General features: G+C 73.2%; 16 protein-coding genes and 1 pseudogene. 10 read left to right on the top strand and 7 right to left on the bottom strand.

What is annotated here, in order from left to right; translation table 11 throughout:
* Positions 1-2: 2 nt before the first annotated feature.
* The 6 genes and pseudogenes from CLT71_RS27120 to cydC form a co-directional block, all read left to right on the top strand.
* Complete coding sequence (locus CLT71_RS27120) at positions 3-1,433, top strand: aldehyde dehydrogenase family protein (RefSeq protein WP_101369602.1); 1,431 nt, start codon at positions 3-5, stop codon at positions 1,431-1,433.
* A complete protein-coding gene (locus CLT71_RS27115) occupies positions 1,426-2,250 on the top strand; it encodes an aldehyde dehydrogenase family protein (protein WP_101369601.1) in 825 nt (274 codons plus the stop codon). The genes CLT71_RS27120 and CLT71_RS27115 overlap by 8 nt, the downstream gene beginning before the upstream one ends.
* Before the next feature lie 100 nt (positions 2,251-2,350).
* Complete coding sequence (locus tag CLT71_RS27110) at positions 2,351-2,758, top strand: BlaI/MecI/CopY family transcriptional regulator (protein WP_101369600.1); 408 nt, start codon at positions 2,351-2,353, stop codon at positions 2,756-2,758.
* A 4-nt stretch (positions 2,759-2,762) separates the two neighbouring features.
* The gene (locus tag CLT71_RS27105) at positions 2,763-3,686 is read left to right on the top strand and encodes a M56 family metallopeptidase (protein WP_101369599.1); all 924 of its coding nucleotides are present in this window, start codon (positions 2,763-2,765) and stop codon (positions 3,684-3,686) included.
* Positions 3,687-3,817: 131 nt separating this feature from the next.
* Complete coding sequence (gene cydD / locus CLT71_RS27100) at positions 3,818-5,683, top strand: thiol reductant ABC exporter subunit CydD (RefSeq protein ID WP_158242316.1); 1,866 nt, start codon at positions 3,818-3,820, stop codon at positions 5,681-5,683.
* Positions 5,620-7,548, top strand: a pseudogene (gene cydC, locus CLT71_RS27095) (thiol reductant ABC exporter subunit CydC); the annotation flags it as partial. The gene cydD and the pseudogene cydC, both read left to right, overlap by 64 nt.
* A gap of 33 nt (positions 7,549-7,581) precedes the next feature.
* Here cydC and CLT71_RS27090 read toward each other — a convergent pair.
* Entirely contained in the window at positions 7,582-7,923 is a 342-nt protein-coding gene (locus CLT71_RS27090; protein ID WP_101369596.1) for a helix-turn-helix transcriptional regulator, read from the bottom strand.
* A 153-nt stretch (positions 7,924-8,076) separates the two neighbouring features.
* On the opposite strand from CLT71_RS27090, the gene CLT71_RS27085 reads away from it, so the two are divergent.
* From CLT71_RS27085 to CLT71_RS27075, 3 genes are all read left to right on the top strand, one after another.
* Positions 8,077-9,048 carry a DNA primase gene (locus tag CLT71_RS27085; RefSeq protein WP_101369595.1) on the top strand — a complete coding sequence of 324 codons (972 nt, stop codon included), beginning with the start codon at positions 8,077-8,079 and terminating at the stop codon, positions 9,046-9,048.
* A 38-nt stretch (positions 9,049-9,086) separates the two neighbouring features.
* Positions 9,087-11,429 (top strand): transposase, encoded by a 2,343-nt coding sequence (locus CLT71_RS27080; protein ID WP_101369594.1) that lies wholly within the window; start codon positions 9,087-9,089, stop codon positions 11,427-11,429.
* A gap of 325 nt (positions 11,430-11,754) precedes the next feature.
* The gene (locus CLT71_RS27075; RefSeq protein ID WP_101369593.1) at positions 11,755-12,969 is read left to right on the top strand and encodes an ABC transporter substrate-binding protein; all 1,215 of its coding nucleotides are present in this window, start codon (positions 11,755-11,757) and stop codon (positions 12,967-12,969) included.
* A 332-nt stretch (positions 12,970-13,301) separates the two neighbouring features.
* Here CLT71_RS27075 and CLT71_RS27070 read toward each other — a convergent pair whose 3' ends face one another.
* The 5 genes from CLT71_RS27070 to CLT71_RS27050 form a co-directional block, all read right to left on the bottom strand.
* On the bottom strand, positions 13,302-13,889 hold the full coding sequence (locus CLT71_RS27070; protein WP_101369592.1) for a GTP-binding protein: 588 nt from the start codon (positions 13,887-13,889) through the stop codon (positions 13,302-13,304).
* A 1-nt stretch (position 13,890) separates the two neighbouring features.
* Positions 13,891-14,268 carry a DUF742 domain-containing protein gene (locus CLT71_RS27065; protein WP_101371820.1) on the bottom strand — a complete coding sequence of 126 codons (378 nt, stop codon included), beginning with the start codon at positions 14,266-14,268 and terminating at the stop codon, positions 13,891-13,893.
* Between the two features lie 108 nt (positions 14,269-14,376).
* Entirely contained in the window at positions 14,377-14,781 is a 405-nt protein-coding gene (locus CLT71_RS27060) for a roadblock/LC7 domain-containing protein (protein ID WP_101369591.1), read from the bottom strand.
* Positions 14,778-18,278 carry a nitrate- and nitrite sensing domain-containing protein gene (locus CLT71_RS27055; RefSeq protein ID WP_101369590.1) on the bottom strand — a complete coding sequence of 1,167 codons (3,501 nt, stop codon included), beginning with the start codon at positions 18,276-18,278 and terminating at the stop codon, positions 14,778-14,780. Before CLT71_RS27055 ends, CLT71_RS27060 begins: the two co-directional genes overlap by 4 nt.
* Positions 18,279-18,859: 581 nt before the next feature.
* Entirely contained in the window at positions 18,860-19,939 is a 1,080-nt protein-coding gene (locus tag CLT71_RS27050; protein WP_101369589.1) for an adenosine deaminase, read from the bottom strand.
* 96 nt (positions 19,940-20,035) lie between these two features.
* On the opposite strand from CLT71_RS27050, the gene CLT71_RS27045 reads away from it, so the two are divergent.
* On the top strand, positions 20,036-20,890 hold the full coding sequence (locus tag CLT71_RS27045) for a putative RNA methyltransferase (protein ID WP_101371819.1): 855 nt from the start codon (positions 20,036-20,038) through the stop codon (positions 20,888-20,890).
* Between the two features lie 68 nt (positions 20,891-20,958).
* Here the strand turns inward: CLT71_RS27045 and CLT71_RS27040 are convergent, their stop codons facing one another.
* Positions 20,959-21,639, bottom strand: a complete 681-nt coding sequence (locus CLT71_RS27040) for a DUF4272 domain-containing protein (protein WP_101369588.1) — start codon at positions 21,637-21,639, stop codon at positions 20,959-20,961.
* Positions 21,640-21,810 lie beyond the last annotated feature (171 nt).

Genomic DNA, 21,810 nt, shown 5'->3' with positions numbered 1-21,810 from the left:
CGATGTTCGAATACGCCCCGGCGCCGGAGTCGCGCGCCGTCGTGGACCTGAAGCCGTCGTACGGGCTCTTCGTCGACGGCGAGTTCGTCGAGCCGGGTGACGGCGGCACGATCAAGTCGATCAACCCGGCCTCCGAGGAGGTGCTCGCCGAGGTGGCCGAGGCCGGTCCCGGTGACGTGGACCGGGCGGTACGCGCGGCCCGCCGGGCGTACGACGAGGTCTGGGGGCCGATGCCGGGCCGGGACCGGGCCAAGTACCTCTTCCGGATCGCCCGGATCATCCAGGAACGCTCCCGCGAGTTGGCGGTGCTGGAGTCGCTCGACAACGGCAAGCCGATCCGGGAGTCCCGGGACGTCGACCTGCCGCTGGTCGCTGCGCACTTCTTCTACTACGCCGGCTGGGCCGACAAGCTCGGGTACGCCGGCTTCGGCCCGGCCCCGCGCCCGCTCGGCGTGGCCGGTCAGGTCATCCCGTGGAACTTCCCGCTGCTGATGCTGGCCTGGAAGATCGCCCCGGCGCTGGCCGCCGGCAACACGGTGGTGCTCAAGCCGGCCGAGACGACCCCGCTGAGCGCGCTGCTCTTCGCCGAGATCTGCCAGCAGGCCGACCTGCCGGCCGGGGTGGTCAACATCGTCACCGGGGCCGGCGAGACCGGCCGGGCGCTCGTCGAGCACGACGCGATCGACAAGGTCGCCTTCACCGGCTCCACCGAGGTCGGCCGGCAGATCGCCCGCTCGGTCGCCGGCACCCGCAAGAAGCTCACCCTGGAACTCGGCGGCAAGGCGGCGAACATCGTCTTCGACGACGCACCCGTCGACCAGGCCGTCGAGGGCATCGTCAACGGCATCTTCTTCAACCAGGGCCACGTCTGCTGCGCCGGCTCCCGGCTGCTGGTCCAGGAATCGGTGTACGACGAGGTGCTCGGCTCGCTCAAGCGCCGGATGGCCCGGCTGCGGGTCGGTGACCCGCTGGACAAGAACACCGACATCGGTGCGATCAACTCGGCTGCCCAACTCGACCGGATCCGCACGCTGAGCGAGATCGGGTCCTCGGAGGGGGCCGAGCGCTGGTCCCCGCCGTGCGAGTTGCCGGACCGGGGCTTCTGGTTCGCCCCGACCATCTTCACCGGGGTCAGCCAGGCACACCGGATCGCCCGCGAGGAGATCTTCGGGCCGGTGCTCTCGGTGCTGACCTTCCGTACCCCGGCCGAGGCGGTGGAGAAGGCGAACAACACGCCGTACGGGCTGTCGGCCGGGATCTGGACCGACAAGGGTTCCCGGATCCTCTGGATGGCCGACCGGCTGCGCGCCGGAGTGGTCTGGGCGAACACGTTCAACAAGTTCGACCCCACCTCGCCGTTCGGCGGTTACAAGGAGTCGGGCTACGGCCGGGAGGGTGGCCGGCAGGGGCTGGAGGCGTACCTCGATGTCTGAACGGGTGGCGGTACGCAAGACGTACAAGCTCTTCATCGGCGGGAAGTTCCCGCGCAGCGAGTCGGGGCGGTCGTATCCGGTGCAGAACTCCAACGTGGCACTCGCCTCCCGCAAGGACGTCCGGGACGCCGTACTCGCGGCGCGGGCGGCGGTCAAGGGCTGGTCGGGCGCGACCGCGTACAACCGGGGGCAGATCCTCTACCGGGTCGCCGAGATGCTGGAGGGGCGGCGGGACCAGTTCGTCGGGCTGGGTGTGCCGGCCGACGAGGTCGACGAGGCGATCGACCGCTGGGTCTGGTACGCCGGCTGGGCCGACAAGCTGACCCAGGTGTACGGCAACGCCAACCCGGTCGCCGGGCCGTACTTCAACATCTCGGCGCCGGAGCCGACCGGGGTGGTCGGGGTGCTCGCCCCGGCCGAGCCGGCGCTGCTCGGGCTGGCCAGCGTGGTGGCTCCGGCGATCGTCACCGGCAACACGGTGGTGGTGCTGGTCGCGCAGGAGAGCCCGCTGCCCGCGATCACCCTCTCCGAGGTGCTGGCCACCTCCGACCTGCCCGGCGGGGTGGTGAACCTGCTCACCGGCCGCCCGGCCGAGACCGCGCCCTGGCTGGCCGGGCACATGGACGTGAACGCACTCGACCTGACCGGAGTCGACGACCCGGAACTCGCCACCGAGTTGGAGCGGGCCGCCGCCGGCAACCTCAAGCGGGTCCTCCGGCCGCCGGCCGCACCGGTCGACTGGAGCGCCGACCCCGGCATCGCCCCGATGACCGCCCTGCTCGAGACCAAAACCGTCTGGCACCCGAAGGGCGTGTAAGGAAGGGCCCCCGCATAGCGCTTTCTGTTGTAGAAGGGCCCCTTCCTAACACCTGTTGTGGGAAAGCTGGCGTACGACGGCGGGTAGTAGAATTTGCACCGTGACGCGACTCGGTGATCTCGAACGTGCGGTGATGGACGTGCTCTGGGACCGGGGCACCGGTGCCGGGGTGACCGTGCGCGAGGTCGCCGAGGCGTTGCGGGACCGTGAGCTGGCGTACACGACCGTGATGACGGTGCTCGACCGGCTGGCCGGCAAGGGCATGGTCGAGCGGGAGCGGGAGGGGCGGGCCTGGCGCTACCGGCCGGCGGCCAGCCGTGAGGCGCACATCGCCCGGCTGATGCTCGACGCCCTGGACCTGGCCGGCAGCCGGGACGCCGCGCTGGTCCGGTTCGCCCGCTCGGTGACCGGGAACGAGGCCGAGGTGCTGCGCGCGGCGCTCGCCGAGGAGGCGGACGAATTTCCGGCGGCGCCCGACCGGCAGTCCGCCGCGAAGCGGCAGGTCTGAGCCGATGTCCTACGCCGCGCACTTCGCGCTCGCCGTACTGGCCTGTTATCTCGCCGCCCAGGCGCTGACCCGGTCCGGCCGGCTGGGTGCCGGGTGGGCCTGGCACAGTCCCCGGGTGGCGATCGTCTGCTGGCAGTTCGTCGGGCTGGCGCTGGGGCTCTCCGCGATCGGCCTGCCGATCTCGCTCGGGCTCGCCCCGTACGGCCAGGGCACCGGTTCGGCGCTGCGGTCGCTCGCCGGTGACGTCTTCGGCGGCGGGGACCTGCCGCCCGGCCTGGGGGTGACGCACCTCGGACTGGTCGGCATCGGGGTGGGCGTGGCGGTGGTGCTGCTCGGCTCGACGGCGCGGAGTCTGCTCGCCGCACTGCACGCCCAGCGCCGGCACCGGGACCTGTTGACCCTGGTGGCCCGGAACGACCCGGCCGCACCCGGTGCGCTGGTACTCGACCATCCCAGCGCGGCCGCCTACTGCCTGCCCGGGGTACGCCCGCAGGTGGTGGTAAGCGCCGGCACCCTGAGCCTGCTCGACCGGGCGCAGCTCGCCGCCGTACTCAGCCACGAGCGGGCGCACGCCGACGAGCGGCACGATCTGGTACTCCTCCCCTTCACCGCGCTGTGCAAGGCGCTACCGGGCGTCGGATGGGTGCGCGCGGCGCACGACGCCGTCGCCCTGCTGGTGGAGATGCGGGCCGACGACAAGGCCCGGCGCCTGCACGCCGACGGCCCGCTCGCCGCCGCGCTGCTGCGGTTCGCCAGCGCCGGTGCCCGGGTCACCCCGGCCGGTGCGCTCGGGATCGCCGACGGCGAACTCGACGCCCGGGTACGGCGCCTGCTGGAGGTACGCCGACCGGGCCGGCTGCCCGGCGTGACCGCGCTGACGCTGGCGACGGCCCTGGTCGCCCTGCCGGTGTCGCTGTTCCTGCACTGAGCCGCCGGGCATCTACTACGCCTCGTAGTAAACTGGCCCTGATCACGGAAGCTGCCCGAAAAGATGCGTGGGATATGGGTCATCGACGCTCGCCGGCCGGGCCAGCCGGCCACCGGCCTTCCGGTGCGGCGGTGAGTCGCCGGCCGTTCGACCCACGCCTGCTGCGCCGGGTACCCGGCGCACGACGCCAGCTCGGACTGCTCGGCCTGCTCGGTGTCGTCGCCGCCGGACTCGTCATCGCCCAGGCCACCACCCTCGCCACAGTGCTGGCCGAGGCGGCTGGCGGGCAGCTCGACCGGGCCGCGCTGGCCGGCTTCCTGGCCAGTGTGGCCGGCCGGGCGGCCCTGCTCTGGGTCCAGGGCACGGTGGCGGCCCGGGCCGCCGCCACGGTCAAGGCCACGCTCCGGGCCGACCTGCTCGCCGCCGTCGACAGGCGCGGACCGGCCTGGCTCGCCGGGCAGCGCGGCGGCCAGCTCGCCACCCTCGCCGGGCGCGGCCTGGACGCGCTCGACGCGTACTTCACCGGCTACCTGCCGCAGCTCGTGCTGAGCGTCACGGTGCCAATGGCCGTACTCGCCCGGCTGTTCTTCGCCGACTGGAGTTCCGCCCTGGTGATCGCGGCGACCCTGCCGCTGATCCCGATCTTCGGCGCACTGCTCGGCTGGCAGGCCCAGGCCGCCACCGAACGCCAGTGGCGCCGGCTGGCCCTGCTCGGCGGACACTTCCTGGACATGCTGCGCGGTCTGCCCACCCTGCACCTGTTCGGCCGGGCCCCCGCCCAGGTGACCGTGGTACGCCGGATGGCCGACCGGCACCGGAGCGCGACGATGAAGACGCTGCGGATCGCCTTCCTCTCCGCACTCGTACTCGAACTGGTCGCCACCCTCTCGGTCGCGCTCGTCGCGGTACCGATCGGCCTGCGGCTGCTCGGCGGCGGGCTCGCCCTGCAGACCGCGCTGCTGGTGCTGCTGCTCGCCCCCGAGGCGTTCCTGCCGCTGCGCGCCGCCGGCAGCCAGTTCCACGCCAGTCAGGAGGGGCTGACCGCGCTGGACGAGGCACTGACCCTGCTCGACCCCGATCGGCCCGCCCACCCCGCCGCCGCCCGAACCGGCGCCGCCCCGACCACCGCCGCCGCCCCGACCGCCGCCGCCTCGACCACCGCCGCCGCCCCGACCGCCGCCGTCGCCCGGAACGGCCCCAAGTCGACCCCCGCGCGAAAATCCGCCGGGTCCGCCGGGTCGGCCGGCGTCCCGGGCGGCCGGCACGGCGAACGCCCACCTCCGGCGGAGCGGAACGGGGAGATCCGGTTCGAGTCCGTGACAGTCGAATACCAGCGCGGCACCGCGCTGCGGGACGTCACCCTCACCATCCGGCCCGGCGAACGGATCGCCGTGGTCGGTCCGAGCGGCGCCGGCAAGAGCACCCTGCTGAACCTGCTGCTCGGCTTCGTCAGCCCGAGCAGCGGGCGGATCACCGTCGACGGTACGGACCTGGCGGCGCTGGACCTGGCCCGGTGGCGCCGGCAACTGGCCTGGGTACCGCAGCGGGCACACCTGTTCGGCACCTCCCTGGCCGACAACATCCGGCTCGGCACACCTGACGCGCCGATGGCAGCGGTCCTGGAGGCGGTCCGGGCCGCCGACCTGGCCGAGGTGGTCGCCGACCTGCCCGACGGTCTCGACACCCGGCTGGGCGAGCGCGGTCACGGGCTCTCCAGCGGGCAGCGGCAGCGGGTCGCCCTGGCCCGGGCCTTCCTCCGGGACGCCCCGATCGTGCTGCTCGACGAGCCGACCGCCCGGCTCGACGCCGGTTCCGAGGCGGCCGTACTCGCGGCCACCCGGCGGCTGGTCGCCGGCCGTACGGCCCTGCTGGTGGCGCACCGCCCGACGCTGCTGGCCGAGGCGGACCGGGTGCTCCGGGTCGAGGACGGACGGGTGACCGAGCAGGATCTCGGCGCGGCGCAGCTCGCTTCGCTGCCCCGGGAGGTGGTGGCGTGAGGCTGCGTCCCGAACGCACAGTCTGGCGGTTGGCCCGCCCGTACCTCGGTCGGCTGCTCGGCGCCGGCCTGCTGGCCGCCGGTACCGAACTCGCCGGGCTCGCCCTGCTGGCAACCGCCACCTGGCTGCTGGTCAGCGCCGCCGGCCGACCACCGCTGGACACCCTCACCGTGGCGATCGTCGCGGTGCGGGCCCTGGCGATCGGCCGGGGCGTACTGCGCTACACCGAACGGCTGGCCGGGCACGACGCCGCGCTGCGGGTCGTCACCGAGGTCCGGACCCGGGTCTTCGCCGCGCTGGCGGCCCGGCGCGGCACCGCTGCCCAGCGCTCCGGCGACCTGCTCAGCCGGCTCGTCTCGGACGTCGAGGCGGTGCAGGACCTGCTGCTCCGGGTGCTGGTCCCGGGGGCCGCGGCCAGCATCGTCGGCCTGCTCGCCGTGCTCGGCGCGTCGGCCGTCGCCCCGCTGGCCGGGTTGGCGCTGGCCGGTGGGCTGCTGCTGGCCGGAGTCGGGCTGCCGGCGCTGGCGGCGCTGCTGACCCGGCGTACCGCCGACCGGGTGGCGCCGTCGCGCGGCGCGCTCGCCGAGGACGCGGTGGACCTGACCGCCGGTGCCGCCGACCTGGCCGCGTTCGGCGCGACCGGAGCGGCGCTGGATCGGGCGGACGCCCGGGCCCGGGAACTAGCCGGGCTGGAGCGCCGGACGGCGGCGGTGGGCTGGGCAGTGGACGGTCTCGGGGTACTGGTGGCCGGTGCGACAAGCGCCGCAGTGCTGGCCGTGGCGCTGCGGGCGGACGTCTCCGGGGTACTCGTCGGGGTGCTGGCGGTCGGCACGCTCGCCGCCGTCGAGGCGGCCCTGGCGCTGGTCGGCGCGGCCCGGCACTGGACCCGACTGCGCGCCGGCCTGACCCGGGTGGCCGACCTGCTGGTGGCGGCCCCGGCGGAGGCGGCCGGCCGGCCGGCAGCCCCTGCCGAGCAGGCAGCCAGCGGGCCGGCGGAGCAGGCGGCCAGCGGGCCGGCAGCCCCGGCGGAGCAGGCGGCAGGCGGGCCGGCGGCGCTGTCGGAGGCCGCGCCCGGCGGCGGGACGGCGGAGGTCGCCCGGCGCTGGCACTGTCGGGTCGACGGGGTGCACCTGCGCTACCGCCGCCCGGGCCCGCCCGCGCTGGACGGGGTGAGCCTCGACCTTCCGGCGGGCAGCCGGATCGCCGTCGTCGGTCCGAGCGGTGCCGGCAAGAGCAGCCTGCTCGCCGTGCTGACCGGGATGGTCCGGCCGGACCACGGCCGGGTGTTGCTCAACGGCGTCGACCTGCCCGAACTGCCCGTCGACCGGCTGCCCCGGATCGTCGGCGGGCTCCTCGCCGAGGCGCACGTCTTCCACGCCACGGTCCGGGAGAACCTCCTGCTCGGCCGGACCGGCGCCACCGACGACGACCTGGCCGGCGCGGCCTCGGCGGCGGGCCTGCTCGACTGGGTACGCCAGCAGCCCGCCGGCTGGGACACGATGGTGGGCGAGGACGGTGGTCAACTCTCCGGCGGGCAACGCCAACGGCTGCTGCTGGCCCGGGCCCTGCTGGCGGCACCGGCCGGCATCCTGGTGCTGGACGAGCCGACCGAGGGTCTCGACCCCACCGCCGCTGACGCGGTGCTCGCCTCGGCGACCGCACACGCCGGCCCGGACCGCACCGTGGTACTCGTGACGCACCGACTGTCCGGTTTGGACCGCTACGACGAGGTCGTCGTACTCGACCAGGGGCGGATCGTCGAGCGGGGCGGCCACGCCGAACTCGTCGACCGACCCGGCTGGTACCGCGACCAGTGGCTACGCCAGACCGGCGCGGAACGGGACTATCTGGCGCTCGGCAGCTGAGCCGGCGGCGACACCTGAGCCGGCAGCGACACCTCAGGCCGGTGCGCCGGGCGTGGGTGCTCCGCCGAGGAACTGCCCCACCGTCGAGCTGAACTCCTGCCAGTTCGACCGCTCACCGGCCAGGGCACGCTGCCCGGCACCGGTCAGTTCGTAGGTCCGGCGCTCGCGGCCGTTGACGGTGCTCCATGCGCTGCTGACATATCCGGCTCGCTCCAACCGGCGCAGCGCCGGGTAGATCGTCCCGGTGGGCAGATCGAGCACGCCACCGCTGCGGGCCCGGAGCGCCTCGATGATGGCGTAGCCGTGCAGCGCCCCGCGCTCCAGCACCGCGAGCAGCAGCGCATCGAGATGGCCGTGCAGCGCCTGGGCGTTCATAGGTAGCAAGCCTACTAATATATGCGGCGAAGTCCAACGGGGTGCCGGCATCCACACCCGCCGCCGGCCTACTAGGGTGTGTGCGCAGAGTCACCGATCCGCCGGCACCCTCGCCGGGTCGGGTGCCCACATCGAGCGCACACGGAGGTCAGCGTGGCCCGCCAGTCGTCCCACCGGCCCGAAACCGACGAGCCCGGAAACGAGCCAGCCGGAAGCGACGGGGCTGTCGACCCCGGGCGGATCGACGCCGGCTCCCCGGAAAGCAGCGACGCCACCGGCGACGCCCCGGCGGAGTCCGGCACGGCGGACCGTTCGCTGTGGGAAGAGGTCCGGATCGACCCGGTCGAGATCGCCCTCCCCTCGGGCGCCGGTTTCACCCTGCGGGCGTACCGCCCGGAGGGCGAACTGACCCCGACCGACATCGAGGACCGGGAGAACGACGACCTCTTCGCCAGCCGGTCCCGCCGGGTCGAGGTCGACGAGGACGAGGACGACGAGACCGTCGTGATCCTCGACGAGGAGGTCGCCGACCAGTTCGCCGAGGCGGAGAAGGAGGAGGCGGAGCGGGACGGCAGGGCCGGGGACGCCGACTCCGAGGACGAGGCGGCCGAGAAGGAGGACGAGGCGGCCGACGAGGGCGAGGAGGTGCCGGCCTTCCTCACGTACCGGGGGAAGTTGCTGCTCTTCAAGAGCCCTGAGGCACTCGTCACATTCGTCAGGTCCGGCGCACCCCACGATCTGGCCGACCTGGACACCTGGGACCAGCTCGTCGAGCGGATCACCCCGGCCGACGTCGCCCCGCTCGACGAGGACTCCTACGAGCTGGACCTCGTGGTGGAGAACCTCCGTGGCGGGCACGACGTCTGGGACTCGACGCTGCTCATCGAGGCCGGCGAGGTGGCCCGTGACCTTGCCTACGCGCTCCGGCTGCCGGCCGTACTGGATATGCTGTCCCCCGGCTCCAGCCTGGACGACCTCGACGAGGCGCTCCGGGCGACCGTGGCCGGCGGCCTCGGCGGATTCCGGGGTCGGCGGCGACTCAAGAAAATCGGGGCACAAACCGCAAGTCTCGGGTGGCGCACGATTATCGGCAAGATCTCTGCCGCCGTGGACTGGCGCGACTGACCCCTCACCAGGGAGCATCAGTCTTTGGCACACCACTTGTGTCTCGGGAGGAGGACGACGCCGTGGCGCTCGTGCGGGTGTACTGCGGTCTGGCCTCTGCGGACGCGACGGGTCGACCGGCTCCGGCCGGCGCGACGCTGACCTCCGCAGTGGTCGACGACGCAGGCAGGCTGCTCCATGTCTGCGAGATCACCGATGACCCGGCTGGCTACGCCCAGCTCGGCGCGGTGCTCGTCGAACGGGGCAGCGGGCCGAGCGGCGTCGCTGTCGCCGCCGACAGCGACGACCACCTGGTCACCTCGCTGCTGAGCGCGGCCGGTCGTCCACTGGTCATCGCCGACGACGACTCCGTCGACGACTTCGCCGAACGGTTCGCCGACGACGAGTCGGCCGAGGAACGCGAGTCCGCCCCGGCCGAGCGACGCGCCGTCGGGCTGGCCCGGGCGTTACAGGCCGGCGCGCTCTCCGCGGCCACCCTGCCGGCGCCGCGCGAGTTCGCCAGCCTCAAGCCGGTACTCGCCGCACACGCCGCGCTGGCCAACGGCCGGCACGCCGCCGCCGTCGCCCTGCGCGAGGTGCTGCGTGAGCTCTACCCGGCCGCGCTGCGGGCGTACCCGGATCCGGCCGAGCCGGTCTCACTTGCCGTACTCGACGCGTTGCCCGAGCCGGGCATGCTCGGCGGCACCGCCGCACGCGGCCGGGACAGTTCGGTCGCCACCGACGCCATCGCGGCGCACCTCGTCGCCGACGGCGTGGCCGAGGCCGACGTGATCACCGAGGCGGTCACCGCGCTCCGGGTCGCCATCGCGGAGACCCCTCGGCGGGGTGCCGCCAACAAGGCTCTCACCTCCGCCGCGGCGGAGACCGTACGCCAGGCCGTGGCGGCCGTACGCGCCTGCGACGCCGGCTGTGACGCACTGGTGGGCACCCTGACCGCCCGGGTCGTCACCACGCCGGCTCCCGGTCGACGGGCCGGTCGGCGCAGTGCCGGCGAGGCCCCGACGCCGGCCGGCACCGGGCTGCCCGGTCCGGTGCGGGAGCCGGTGCCCAGCTCGGGTCGGCGCAACCGGCACCAGCCGGCCGCCGCCGGCAACGGGCCCGCCAGCCCGCAGCCGTTGGGGCCACCACCGGTCGCTCCGGCACCCGTCGCCCCGCCGCCGATGGCACCGCCGCCGGTCACCCCCTCCGCCGCGCCGCCGCTGTCGCCGGCCGCCACGCTCTCGATGCCGGTCGTGCCGGTCTCCGGGCCGCCCCGGGAGCCGCGCTCGACCGCGCCCTCCTCCGCGCCGCCGGCCTACCAGGGCGACACGATGGCGAACCGGCCGGTCTCCGCGCCGCCGCCCCCGCCGCCCGGGATGACGCCGATCCCACCGACGCAGCGCGGGTCGATCCCGCCCGCCGAGGCCGGCGAACCGTTCCGGGCCACCCTGACCACCGCCGCCATCAACAGCGCCCGCAACGAGCGGCGGCCGACGCCGATCACGCCCCGACCGAAGACCAACGGGGACAGCTCGACGCGGCCGGGCACGATCTCGGCCGCCGGCCTGACCGTGTCGCTGCCGGCGACCCGGCCCGAGCCGCCGGCACCGCCCGGTTCCCGGGCCAACTGGCCGCTTGTCAACTCCGGCGACGAGCAGGACGACCGGGCGAGCGGGCCGGGATACCCCGGCGGCTACCCGGGCGGGCAGTCCGGCGAGCGGGACGCCCCGGTGAGCGCGGCGCCCGCCGACGGGCGGGTCACCCCGCCGTGGCAGGCGGACGACCTGCCCCCCGAGCCGCCGACGCTGCGCCTCGTCGAGCCGGCGCCGCTGCCCGAACGGCCCGTGCACAACGGCCTGCCGGCCGACAACCCGCCGCTGCGCCTGGTGGACCGGGAGGAGCCGGCGGCCCGTGCCGGATCGGCCCTGCCCCGTCGCAACGCGGAGCCGAGCACGCCACCGGTCTCCGACGAGGGCGACGGCGACCTGCTGATCTTCGCTGCGGCCAGGTCCGCCTGGTTCACCGGTCACTCCGAGGAGACCGAGGTGGAGTGGTCGTCGACGGCCGACAGTGGTTGGCGGGCCGCCGAGCAGGCAGCCAAGCCCTCGGTCGGCGCCTCGACCACCGCCGGTCTGCCGAAGCGGGTGCCGCAGGCCAACCTGGTGCCCGGCTCGCCGCTGCGGGACGAACGTCCGCTGCGGATCGTCCGTGACGCGGCCCGCATCGCCGAACACACCACCGGCTACTTCCGGGGCTGGCGGCGCGGGCAGGAGATCGGCGGCTACGCCGTGGGCGGCCGGCCGGGCCGGGAAGCCGCCGGAGGCTGGGACTTCAGCCGTGACCCGGACGAGCGCGCCGACAACCTCGACTACGAGTACCGTTCCGCCGGCTACCGCTCCTGACCGAGCCGGCCACACCGCTCACCCAGAACCCACACCGGCAGGTCGACGACCTCGACCGGTGTGGGTCTTCCGTCTCCGCGGAACGCTCCGCGTGCCAGTTCCGGGTGCCTGTCCGGCCGGGCTCCGCGCACCGGCCCGGCCGGTCCACGACATCGCCCGGTACCGTCCGGTCAAGGCCGCCTGACTGACTCGCCAGTCAGCTTCGATCCCGTGTAGACCTGGTGTTTCTTCCCACATCACGCGGAGTTGACGACGCCCGGAAGGGGCCGCGACCATACCCCGGGACCGCAGGCGACACCTGTGACCAGGGGATGGAGGGGCGACGATGGCCGGACCGGCAGTGCAGGCGTGGACGCTGAGCCGGCGAGGCGTCCTGGCGGCGGCCGCCACCACCCTGCTCGCCGCCTGCGGACGTGAGGACCGGAACCCCGTCGGACCGCCCGGACCCGGTGCCCGCGAACTCGTCGTCGGCGCCAGCCTCGAACTCACCGGCCCCGGTCAGGCGCTCGGCGTACTCCAGGAACGGGCACTGAAGATCACCGTGGACAAGCTCAACGAGCAGGGCGTACCCGTCGGCAACCTGCGCCGCAACGTCCGACTGGTGATCCGGGACAACGCCAGCGAGCCACGGCTCGCCGCCCAGCACGCCACCGAGCTGGCCACCCGGGAGAACGTGCACGCGCTGATCGGCGGCTGCCTCGCCGAGACCTCGCTGGCGATCATCCCGATCGCCCAGCAGCAGCAGGTGCCGTTCATCTCCTTCGCCGCGGCCGACAACCTCACCGTGCCGCTCGCGCAGCGGACGTACATCTTCAAGCTCACCCCGGACGCCCGGGACGTGGCGAGGGCGCTGGCCCGGCTGATTCGCTCACAGGGCCTCGAACGGGTCGGCCTGCTGGCGGCGCCAGGCGCACACGGAGATTCGGGCGTACGGGCCGTCACAGCCGCCCTGAAGGCCGTGGACGTCGACCTCGTCAAGGTGACCCGACAGCCCCGGGGCGAGAAGGCCGACCACCGCCCGGCAGCCCGCAAGGTGACCGACCCCGATCCCGAGGCCGTGGTCGTCTGGGGCACCGCGCCGTTCTCCGGTACGGCAGCCCGGGCGCTGCGGCAGACCGGCTACCGGGGCCGGATCTTCTTCGACGCCGGGGCGGTGGCCGAGGACACCCTGTCGGAGGAGAACGCCTCGGCTGTCGAGGGCGCGTACGTCGTGCACCCCGCCTCGCTGAACAGCTCCTCGCTGACGAACACCTCCACCGCCGGGCTGGACCGGCGGGACTTCGTCTACCGGTACATCCACCTGCACGGCTCGTTCAGCGGCTTCGCGCCGTACGGGGCGGACGCGCTGCGACTGATCGTCAACGCGGCCCGGCTCGGCAAGAGCGTCGACCGGGGTCGGCTCCGTGCCTACCTGGGCAACCAGATCACCGAGGGGATCGCCGGGGCGTACTCGTTCGCGCCGATCCGGCATGGCGGGATGGAGCCGGACTCGCTCGGCGTCTTCACAGTGGTCTCCGGCTCCTGGAGCCGGGTTTCCTGACGTTGCGCTGCGCCGGTCTTCTGAGGGTGCGCTGCGCCGGTCTCCCACGTCGCCTGACGAGCGGATCGACGCGGTGCCCGCGCCTGCGGCCTGTCCCGGGTGCGCGGCGACTCTCCTCGGCGGCCCGAACCGGGCGCCGCCTCGCGATCGTCCAGCGCGGACGGCCCGGCTCTACCGACTCGGCCAGGAGCAGTTGACTGGCGGCACCACGACGCGGGCGACTTCGCCGGGCTGACGCGGACAGCCGCCAGCCCGGCACGGGCCGGGCGACCTCGTCGGGCGGGTCAGCCTACGGCCGGACCACTCCCGACGGGGGCGTGTGCTCGCGCCGCTCAGGCCGGGGCGACGGCGCGCGAGCGCCGCATGGTGAGCACGTACTCGACGAGCGAGATCAGCACGTGCTTGGTCGACTCCCGGTTCCGGGCGTCACACGCGACGACCGGCACCTCGTTCGAGATCGCCAGCGCGTCCCGCACGTCCTGCGGGTCGTGGTACTGCATCCCGTCGAAGCAGTTGATCGCCACGAGGTACGGCAGCCGCCGGTGCTCGAAGAAGTCGATGGCCGCGAAGCAGTCGGCCAGCCGGCGGGTGTCCACCAGGACGACCGCACCGATCGCTCCCCGTACCAGTTCGTCCCACATGAACCAGAACCGCGTCTGGCCCGGGGTGCCGAACAGGTAAAGGATCAGATCCCGGTCGATCGAGATTCGACCGAAGTCCATGGCGACCGTGGTGGTCGTCTTGCCCGGCACCTGGCGGGTGTCGTCGACACCCACCCCAGCTGACGTCATGATCGCCTCGGTGGTCAGCGGCGTGATCTCCGAGACCGAACCGACCAGTGTTGTCTTGCCGACGCCAAAGCCACCGGCGATGACGATCTTCGCCGATGTCACGCGCCCGGCCGTTGGGCGGTGCGACATGTCAGAGCCTGCGAAGTCCACTCAGCACCCTCTCCAGCAGTTCAGTGCCCACCGCGTCGTTTGAGTCGTCCAGGATTGTCGGTTCGTGCACCGCCACCAGGCCATCGGCGGCCATGTCGGCGATCAGGACCCGAGCCACTCCGAGCGGCAACTGCATCCGCGCCGCGATCTCCGCGAGCGACTGCAGCCGACCATCACACAGCGCGGCGATGTATTGATGCTCCCGGCCCTGGCCGCCATTGCCGTTACCGGCGGACCGACCGCGCACCGTCGTCTCGACGAGCGCCTCCAGGGCGATGTCCAGTCTCGGTCTGGTACGACCACGGGTAACGGCATATGGCCTCACCAGCGCGCCCGTCGGCTCGTCGCGTTCAGCCATCATCGCCGTTCACCCCCTTCTCGTCGCACCCGAGACCCAACGCCTGGAGTTCGTCATTGTGCCATTGTCGTCGCACCGGCCGACGAACCACACCGGCCGGGGTACCACCTAGCTCAGCATCCCCGCAGCGGCCCGGGGTGGCGGCGTCAACGCGTCACCCACCCGGTCGACGAGCAGTGCCATCTCGTAGCCCACCTGCCCGACGTCACTGCTCCGGGCCGCGAGGACCGCGAAGGACGAGCCGTCCGAGATGGACATCAGGAACAGGAAACCATTGTCCATCTCGACCACCGTCTGCAGCACCGCCCCACCCTCGAAGCAGCGCGCCGCCCCCTGGGTCAGGCTGACCAGGCCGGATGCGATCGCGGCGAGCTGATCCGCCCGGTCACGCGGGAGGTCCCGTGACGACGCCAGGAGCAGACCGTCCGCGGAGACGGCGATCGCGTGGGCGACGCCGGGCACACGATCGGCGAAGTTGGCCAACAGCCAACCGAGATCCTGCGTAGATGTCATCCTTCATGCTCCTTCTGGCCGCTAGCGGTCGCGGGGCCCACCCCGGCCTGCGGGGATCGCTGCCCAGCCGGAGTCGCCTCCGGGTTGATCGACTGGTCGTCCGTCGGGTGCGTGCGGCCACGCTGCACCCCACGGTGGTACGCGGACAAGAGCCCGCGTACCGCCTCAGGCGTACGTCGCTGCACCGAGGTGGTTGGCTTCTCCACCGCTCCGGGCACCAACTGTGCCATCGGTACCCGCTTGGGCAGTCCGGTCTGGGTGGTCTGGCCACCCGAGGTCGTGGCGGCCGCCGTAGCCGCCATGGCTGCCCGCCAACCGTCGTCGGCAGCCGTACGCCAACCGCCGCCGTCACCCGGCCGACCGGTGCCGTTGGTGACCGGCCCACTCCCCGGCTGCTGGCCACCGGGCCTCGGGCTGTTCACCGTTGCCGCGTTGCCTGTGGTCGGTACGGGCCCGGGCTGGGCCGCGTCGGGAACGGCGGTGTCCACCGCGACGGCCTGGCTGGTCGCCTGGGAGGACGCAACCCCGCCCTGCGGTTGCCCGACGGTCTCCTCGGGCTTGCGGCGGGTGCGGAACCAGGCCGACTCCAGCTCGCGGAAGATCGGCAGTTCCATGGTCTCGTCGGCGAACTTCGGCCGCGCCTCGACGTTGGCCGTGGCGTCCGCCGCCGAGGGTCGAGCCATCCTGGGCAGCTCGGCCGTCATGTCGAGGGCCGCTGCCAGGCGCTCCGGGACGGGTGGCGCGGCGGGCTCCCGGTCCGGCGTGTTCACCGGCGGCCAGGCCGGCGGTGCGTTGCCGCCCGGAGCCTGCGGCTGTGCGGACGGTGACGGCACCGGTGCCTGCGGCTGCGCGGCCGGGTTCAGACCGAACGGCGGCGCGGAGACCGGCGGTTGCCCGGCCGGCGGAGCCGAAACCGGCGGTACCGGCGGCGCGGAGACCGGCGGTTGCGCGGTCAGCCCGTTCGGCTGCGGATCCGGTGTGGCCGGACGCTGCCGTGGGATGAACCCGGACATCGTCGTCTCGGTCGACGAGAGGCCGCTCGGATCCTGCTCGGTGGCCCGCCGCTGCGGCAGCGGCTCGATGTCGTGTCCGTTGGGGATCCGCGGCGTGAACGGGTCGGCTCCGTTGCGTCCCGCCCGGGCGCCGGTCAGGTCCGACCAGGCCGGCATCTCTCTGGGCTGGCTCGGGGGGCCGCTCTGCCCGCCGCCGTTCGTCGCCGGCTCGTAGGGGCGGCCGGGCGGAGCGCCGTCGCGGTTGCGGTCGAAGCCCGGGCCACGGTCGCCGCCGAAGGCAGGTCCACGGTCGCCACCGAAGCCGGGGGCACGGTCACCTCCACCGAAGTTCGAGCCACGATCGCCGCCGCCGAAGGCCGAGCCGCGGTCGCCGCCGAAGGCCGACACCTGCGGCGTGGCCGGAGCGCTCTCCAGGGCGAGTGGTGCGCCGAGCCCGGGGCGGGCGGAGGGTTCCGGGGTACCCGGGAAACCGCCCGGGTGCTGCGTCCGGCCGGAGAGCGCCCGGGGGATCAGCATCGAGGTGGGCAGCGTGACGTCGGCGACGGTGCCCCGGTCGTGGCCGGGCCGCAACTCGACCTTGACGCCGTGCCGGGACGCCAGCCGGGCGACCACGACCAGACCCATCATCCGGGAGACGGTCACGTCGACGGCGGGCGGTGTGGCGAGCCGCTCGTTGAGGTCCTGCAGCTGCTCGGCGGTGATGCCGATGCCCCGGTCCTCGACGAAGAGCGTCGCCCGGTCACCGACCCGGCGGGCCTCGACCATCACCTGCGAGTCCGGCGGAGAGAAGGCCGTCGCGTTGTCGAAGAGCTCGGCGACCAGGTGCACCAGGTCGTTGACGGCGGCGGCCTGGACCTCGATGTCCCGGTCGACCATGCCGAACTCGATCCGGGTGTAGTGCTCGACCTCGGACTGTGCGGCCCGGAGCACGTCGATCAGTGCCGCCGGCTCGCGCTGCACCCGGGTCGAGTCGGCGCCGGCCAGCACCAGCAGGTTCTCGTCGTTGCGGCGCATCCGGGTGGCCAGGTGGTCGAGCTGGAAGAGCTCCGCCAGCCGGTCCGGGTCCTCCTCGCCCCGCTCCAGCCGGTCCAGGTGACCGATGAGCCGGTCGACCAGGATCTGCGAACGGCGGGCGAGGTTGACGAACATCGTCGCGACCGAGGCCCGCAGTGCGGCCTGCTCGGCGGCGGTCCGGACGGCCTCCAGGTGGACGGCGTTGAACGCCTCGGTCACCTGGCCGAACTCGTCCTTGCTGCGTACCGGTAGTGTCTCGGCGATCTGGTTGGCCACCTGTACCGGCGACATCTGCGCGGTCACCTGCGGGTCACGCAGTCGGGACACCGCGTGCGGCAGCCCGTACTGGGCGACGGAGAGCGCGCCGTGCCGCAGTTCGCGCAGCGAGCGGGCCATCGAGCGGGCGACCAGATAGGCGAAGAGCACGGCCAGCAGCAGCATGCTGAGCAGCAGGCCGGTCTCCAGGAAGACCTGGCGCTGCACGTCGCTGCGGAGCGCGCTCGCCTCGGCGAGCACGTCGGAGTCGAGCCGGACCTCGACCGCGCGGATCAGCTGGGCGTTGCCGACCATCGCGGAGTCCCAGTCCTCGGCGTCGAACGGCGCGTCGGACATGCGCTCGTCGGTCCGTCCCCGGATCCAGCCGCCGTAGCTGTCGACCTCGCGCACGTCGGCGCCGGTCACCGTCTCGTCGTAGAAGGCTGACTCGGAGCCGGTGGCGATCGCCTTGAAGGTCTGCAACGCCTGCTGCTGACCGGTTTCGGTGGCGATGTAGTCGGTCTGCAACGCGGCGGTCAGCCGACCGTCGATCAGGGCGCGGTGCACCACGACCCGGCGCATCGACAGGAACTCCTTGCCGCGCGCGTTGGCGGCGGCGGCCCGCATCCGGTCGCTCAGCGAGGCGTTGCCGGCGAGCTGCGAGGCCAGGTCCCGGATGTTGAGCAGGTCGTTGATCAGACCCTCATACGACTGTGCCGCGTCGGTCAGCTTGAGCTTGGAGTTGATGACCTGGCTGCGGATCCCCGGCAGGTCGGCCAGGCCCTGGTCGATCTGGGCCAGCAGCGCGTCAAAGTTGCCCGGCAGCTCGTCGAGCTGTGCCCGGCGCTCCGAGTAGGGCCCCTTGGCCTTGTCGACATCGGGGTGCACCTTGTTGTAGGCGTCGCGGGCCGTCTTCCGGGTGGTCTCGTTCTGCGCACCGAGCAGCAGTACGGCGCCCGCCCGCTCGTCCTGCAGGTCGTGCACCAGTTCGCCGGAGGTCTGGGCGAGCGTGGCCAGGGTGTGCGCCCGGTTCGCGTCGTCCAACGTCTCCATGTGGTCGACGATGCTGGTCGTGCCGACCACGACGACCGCGATGGTCGGCGCGATCATGATCAGACCCAGCTTCGACCAGATCGGCATGTCGCGCAGCCGGCCGGCGACCGGCCAGCGGAGACGCGACAGGATCGGGCTTGCTGTCTTCGGCCGCTTGCTCACGTCACCGCCTTCCCATCCAGTACCCGGCCAATGGTCCAGGGCACCGCTGATCGACCGACCCGGGTGGGTCGGACCTCCGAGATTCCATCACGCCGCAACTCAAGAAGAAAGCCCAGGTTGTCACCGACTGGAAGCGCATCGGGATGTCTCCGCGATTTGACAGCAGTCTGTCTTTCTGGCGTCACCCAGGGTAGTCACGCATCCTGTCCATGCTCCACTGCCGTCAACCGTCCAGAATCGGCTGGTCACCGCTCGGTTCCGACCCGGAACCCGCACCGCAACGTATCGAACGTTACCGGCACGGGGAAACCCTACGCCCTCCCGTACGGTTGCTGCGCCCGGCTCCGGTGTCGCCGGAAGGCCAGCGCTCGCACGGCGCAGAGAACAATTGCCCGACCGGTCCGGCACGGCAAGGTCGAAGTGCCGGATTACGCGCTCCGTGCGGACCGTCGAATGGCCACCCGGACAGCCCGGCCGACCGGCCCGGCACTTTTCCCGACCAAAAGAGATAGCGGTCCGGAAATCGTGCGACAACGCCCCGACTCGGTGGCGGATCCGCACCAGGTCAGATCGATGCGCTGTCAGGGCAACAGCTTGGCGTACGCCGGCTTGATCACCTCGTTGATGATGGCGAGCCGCTCGTCGAACGGGATGAAGGCGCTCTTCATCGCGTTGATGGTGAACCACTGCAACTCCGGGTAGCCGTAGTCGAACGCCTCGACCAGCAGCGCCATCTCCCGGGACATCGAGGTGCCGCTCATCAGCCGGTTGTCGGTGTTGACGGTGGCCCGGAACCGCAGGTCGCGCAGGAGCCCGATCGGGTGCTCCGCGATCGACGGCGCGGCACCGGTCTGCACGTTCGACGACGGGCAGAGTTCCAGTGGGATCCGCTTGTCCCGCACGTACGCGGCGAGCCGCCCGAGCACCGGCCGGTCGGCACCGGGGGTGATGTCGTCGACGATCCGTACCCCGTGACCCAGCCGGTCGGCACCGCACCACTGGATCGCCTGCCAGATCGAGGGCAGCCCGAACGCCTCGCCGGCGTGGATGGTGAAGTGGAAGTTCTCCCGTTGCAGGTATTCGAAGGCGTCCAGGTGCCGGGTGGGCGGGAAGCCCGCCTCCGCACCGGCGATGTCGAAGCCCACCACACCGGTGTCGCGGTGCCGGACGGCCAGTTCGGCGATCTCCTGCGAGCGGGCCGCGTGCCGCATCGCGGTCAGCAGCGTGCCGATCCGGATCGGATGTCCCTCCGCCGCCGCCTCGGCTGCACCCTCGGCGAAGCCGGCCAGCACCGCCTCCACCACGCCGTCGAGGTCGAGCCCGCGCTCCAGGTGCTGCTCCGGAGCGAACCGCACCTCCGCGTAGACCACCCCGTCGGCGGCCAGGTCCAGGGCACACTCGGCGGCCACCCGGCGCAGCCCATCGGCCGTCTGCATCACCGCCACGGTGTGCGCGAAGGTCTCCAGGTAACGCTCCAGCGAGCCCGAGTCGGCCGCCTCCACGAACCACCGGCCGAGTTCCTCCGGATCGGTGGTGGGCAGCCGATGCCCCACCGCCTCGGCGAGTTCGACCACCGTCGCCGGGCGCAGCCCGCCGTCGAGGTGGTCGTGCAGCAGCGCCTTGGGTACCCGGACGATGTCGTCGTAGCCGATTGCCGCCATCCCCCGACCCTAGTGGCCCGGCCAGCGGCGGCACCACGGGCGGCGTACCGCCGTACCACCGCCGGGCCCGGCGCGGTCGCGCACTATCGTGACGGCGTGCCACCCGAGGTCCTGCGGCGGCTGCGCTGCCCGGTCTGCGGCCGGCCGCTGGCCGCCGTACCGCCCGCCGCCGCGGTCGCGCTGCGCTGCCCGGCGGGACACAGCTTCGACCTGGCCCGTCAGGGGTACGTCAACCTGACCGCCGGCCGGGTCACGCACTCCGGGGACACCCCGGCGATGGTGGCCGCCCGGGAAGAGTTCCTCGACGCCGGTCACTACGACCTGATCTCGACCGCGCTCGCCGATTTCGCCAGGACTCTCGCCGGTCGGGCGCCGCAGACGTACCCGGAACTGGTGGTGGATGCCGGCGCCGGCACCGGCCGGCACCTCGGCGCGGTGCTCGACGCCCTGCCCGCCGCCGTCGGGTTGGCCCTGGACGTCTCCAAGCCGGCGCTGCGCCGGGCCGCCCGGGCCCACCCCCGGGCCGGTGCCGCGCTCTGCGACACCTGGCGGGGGCTGCCGCTCGCCGACGGCGCCGCCGGGTTGCTGTTGAACGTCTTCGCCCCGCGCAACGGGCCCGAGTTCCGCCGGGTACTGCGCGACGACGGCGCGCTGCTGGTGGTCACGCCGACCGCCGAACACCTCGGCGAGCTGGTCGACCGGCTCGACCTGCTCCGGGTCGACCCGGCCAAGGAGGCGCGGGTCGCCGGCAGCCTGGCCGAACACTTCACGCCGGGCGCGACGGCGGTGCATCGGGCCACCCTCCGGCTCGACCGGGCCGGGATCCGCACCCTGGTCGGGATGGGTCCGAGCGCCTGGCACACCGACCCGGCCCGGGGGCGGATCGACGAACTGCCGGAGCCGAGCACGGTCACCGTCGCGGTCCAGGTGACCGCCCACCACCCCCGCTGACCGCCAGCCGGTCGGGCCGAGCCGGTCGGTATCGGTCGGAGCGGACCGGTCGGGTGGAGCCGGGCCGGTCAGGTGGAGAGGTCGACCTCCTCCCAGCCGGCCGGTGGGTCGTGGAACGGACCGCGGAACACCACCGCCCACTCCAGCGCCCACCGCCGCTGGCCGATCGCATTACTGTCGATCATCCCGGGCAGGCGCAGCCCCGACTGCTCCGCCTCCAGGTAACCCCAGTCCAGGCAGTAGTAGAAGTCGAGTACGACGGCGACCTCCGCCGCGTCCCGGGGCGCCGCCAGGGTACGGGAGCGCCACTGGCCGAACGTCTCCCCCGCCGCCAGGTTGGGCAGCCGCTCCATCAACCGCTCGTCGCTGGGCTCCGCCGGGTCCAGGTGCCGGCTCAGCCCGAGTACCCAGGCCAGCGCGAAGACCGCGTCGTGGTGCAGTACGAACGAGCGGTGGTCGCCCCGGCTGCCCATCACGAACTGCCACTCCGGCGGCGTCACCGCCTCCACCAGGTGCGAGCCGAGCAGCCAGCTCATCCCCGCCTCCGGTGGCATGCCGAAGCAGCGCGCCAGCACCAGGTGCAGTACCGCGGTCCGGGCCTCGATCTCGGCGGTCGGTCGCAGCTCGACGGTGTCGCCCGGCTCCCAGACCAACGGAAACTGCTCCGGTGGCACGGGCAGCCCCAACCGCTGCAACTCGGTCACGTTGGCGGCCCGGACCGCCTGCGGGTCGGGAACGGATACGGTCACGGCCTGTTTCCTGTCACGTCGGAGTCGCGTCGAGCGCGCACGGCGCCCACGGCACACCGGGTGCGATGTGACCCGTCGTCGAGCCGACCCAGTACCCGGTGCTACCCCCCGGCGACGGAGGATAGCCGGTCGGCAGGCGGGACACCATGGGCGCCCGGCGTGCCAGCCGTA

It is taken from the genome of Plantactinospora sp. CNZ320, from assembly GCF_002846275.1.
The sequence above is the reverse complement of the archived record's forward strand: the minus strand, read 5'-3'. Positions and strand labels throughout refer to the sequence as shown.

Excerpts from the sequence above, each read along its gene's own strand:
- CLT71_RS27120 (WP_101369602.1), top strand. The coding sequence starts at position 3 with ATGTTCGAATACGCCCCGGCGCCGGAGTCGCGCGCCGTCGTGGACCTG.
- CLT71_RS27050 (WP_101369589.1), bottom strand. The coding sequence starts at position 19,939 with ATGGCGGCAATCGGCTACGACGACATCGTCCGGGTACCCAAGGCGCTG.
- CLT71_RS27090 (WP_101369596.1), bottom strand. The coding sequence starts at position 7,923 with ATGAACGCCCAGGCGCTGCACGGCCATCTCGATGCGCTGCTGCTCGCG.
- CLT71_RS27115 (WP_101369601.1), top strand. The coding sequence starts at position 1,426 with ATGTCTGAACGGGTGGCGGTACGCAAGACGTACAAGCTCTTCATCGGC.
- CLT71_RS27065 (WP_101371820.1), bottom strand. The coding sequence starts at position 14,268 with ATGGCTGAACGCGACGAGCCGACGGGCGCGCTGGTGAGGCCATATGCC.
- CLT71_RS27070 (WP_101369592.1), bottom strand. The coding sequence starts at position 13,889 with ATGTCGCACCGCCCAACGGCCGGGCGCGTGACATCGGCGAAGATCGTC.
- CLT71_RS27060 (WP_101369591.1), bottom strand. The coding sequence starts at position 14,781 with ATGACATCTACGCAGGATCTCGGTTGGCTGTTGGCCAACTTCGCCGAT.
- CLT71_RS27105 (WP_101369599.1), top strand. The coding sequence starts at position 2,763 with ATGTCCTACGCCGCGCACTTCGCGCTCGCCGTACTGGCCTGTTATCTC.
- CLT71_RS27075 (WP_101369593.1), top strand. The coding sequence starts at position 11,755 with ATGGCCGGACCGGCAGTGCAGGCGTGGACGCTGAGCCGGCGAGGCGTC.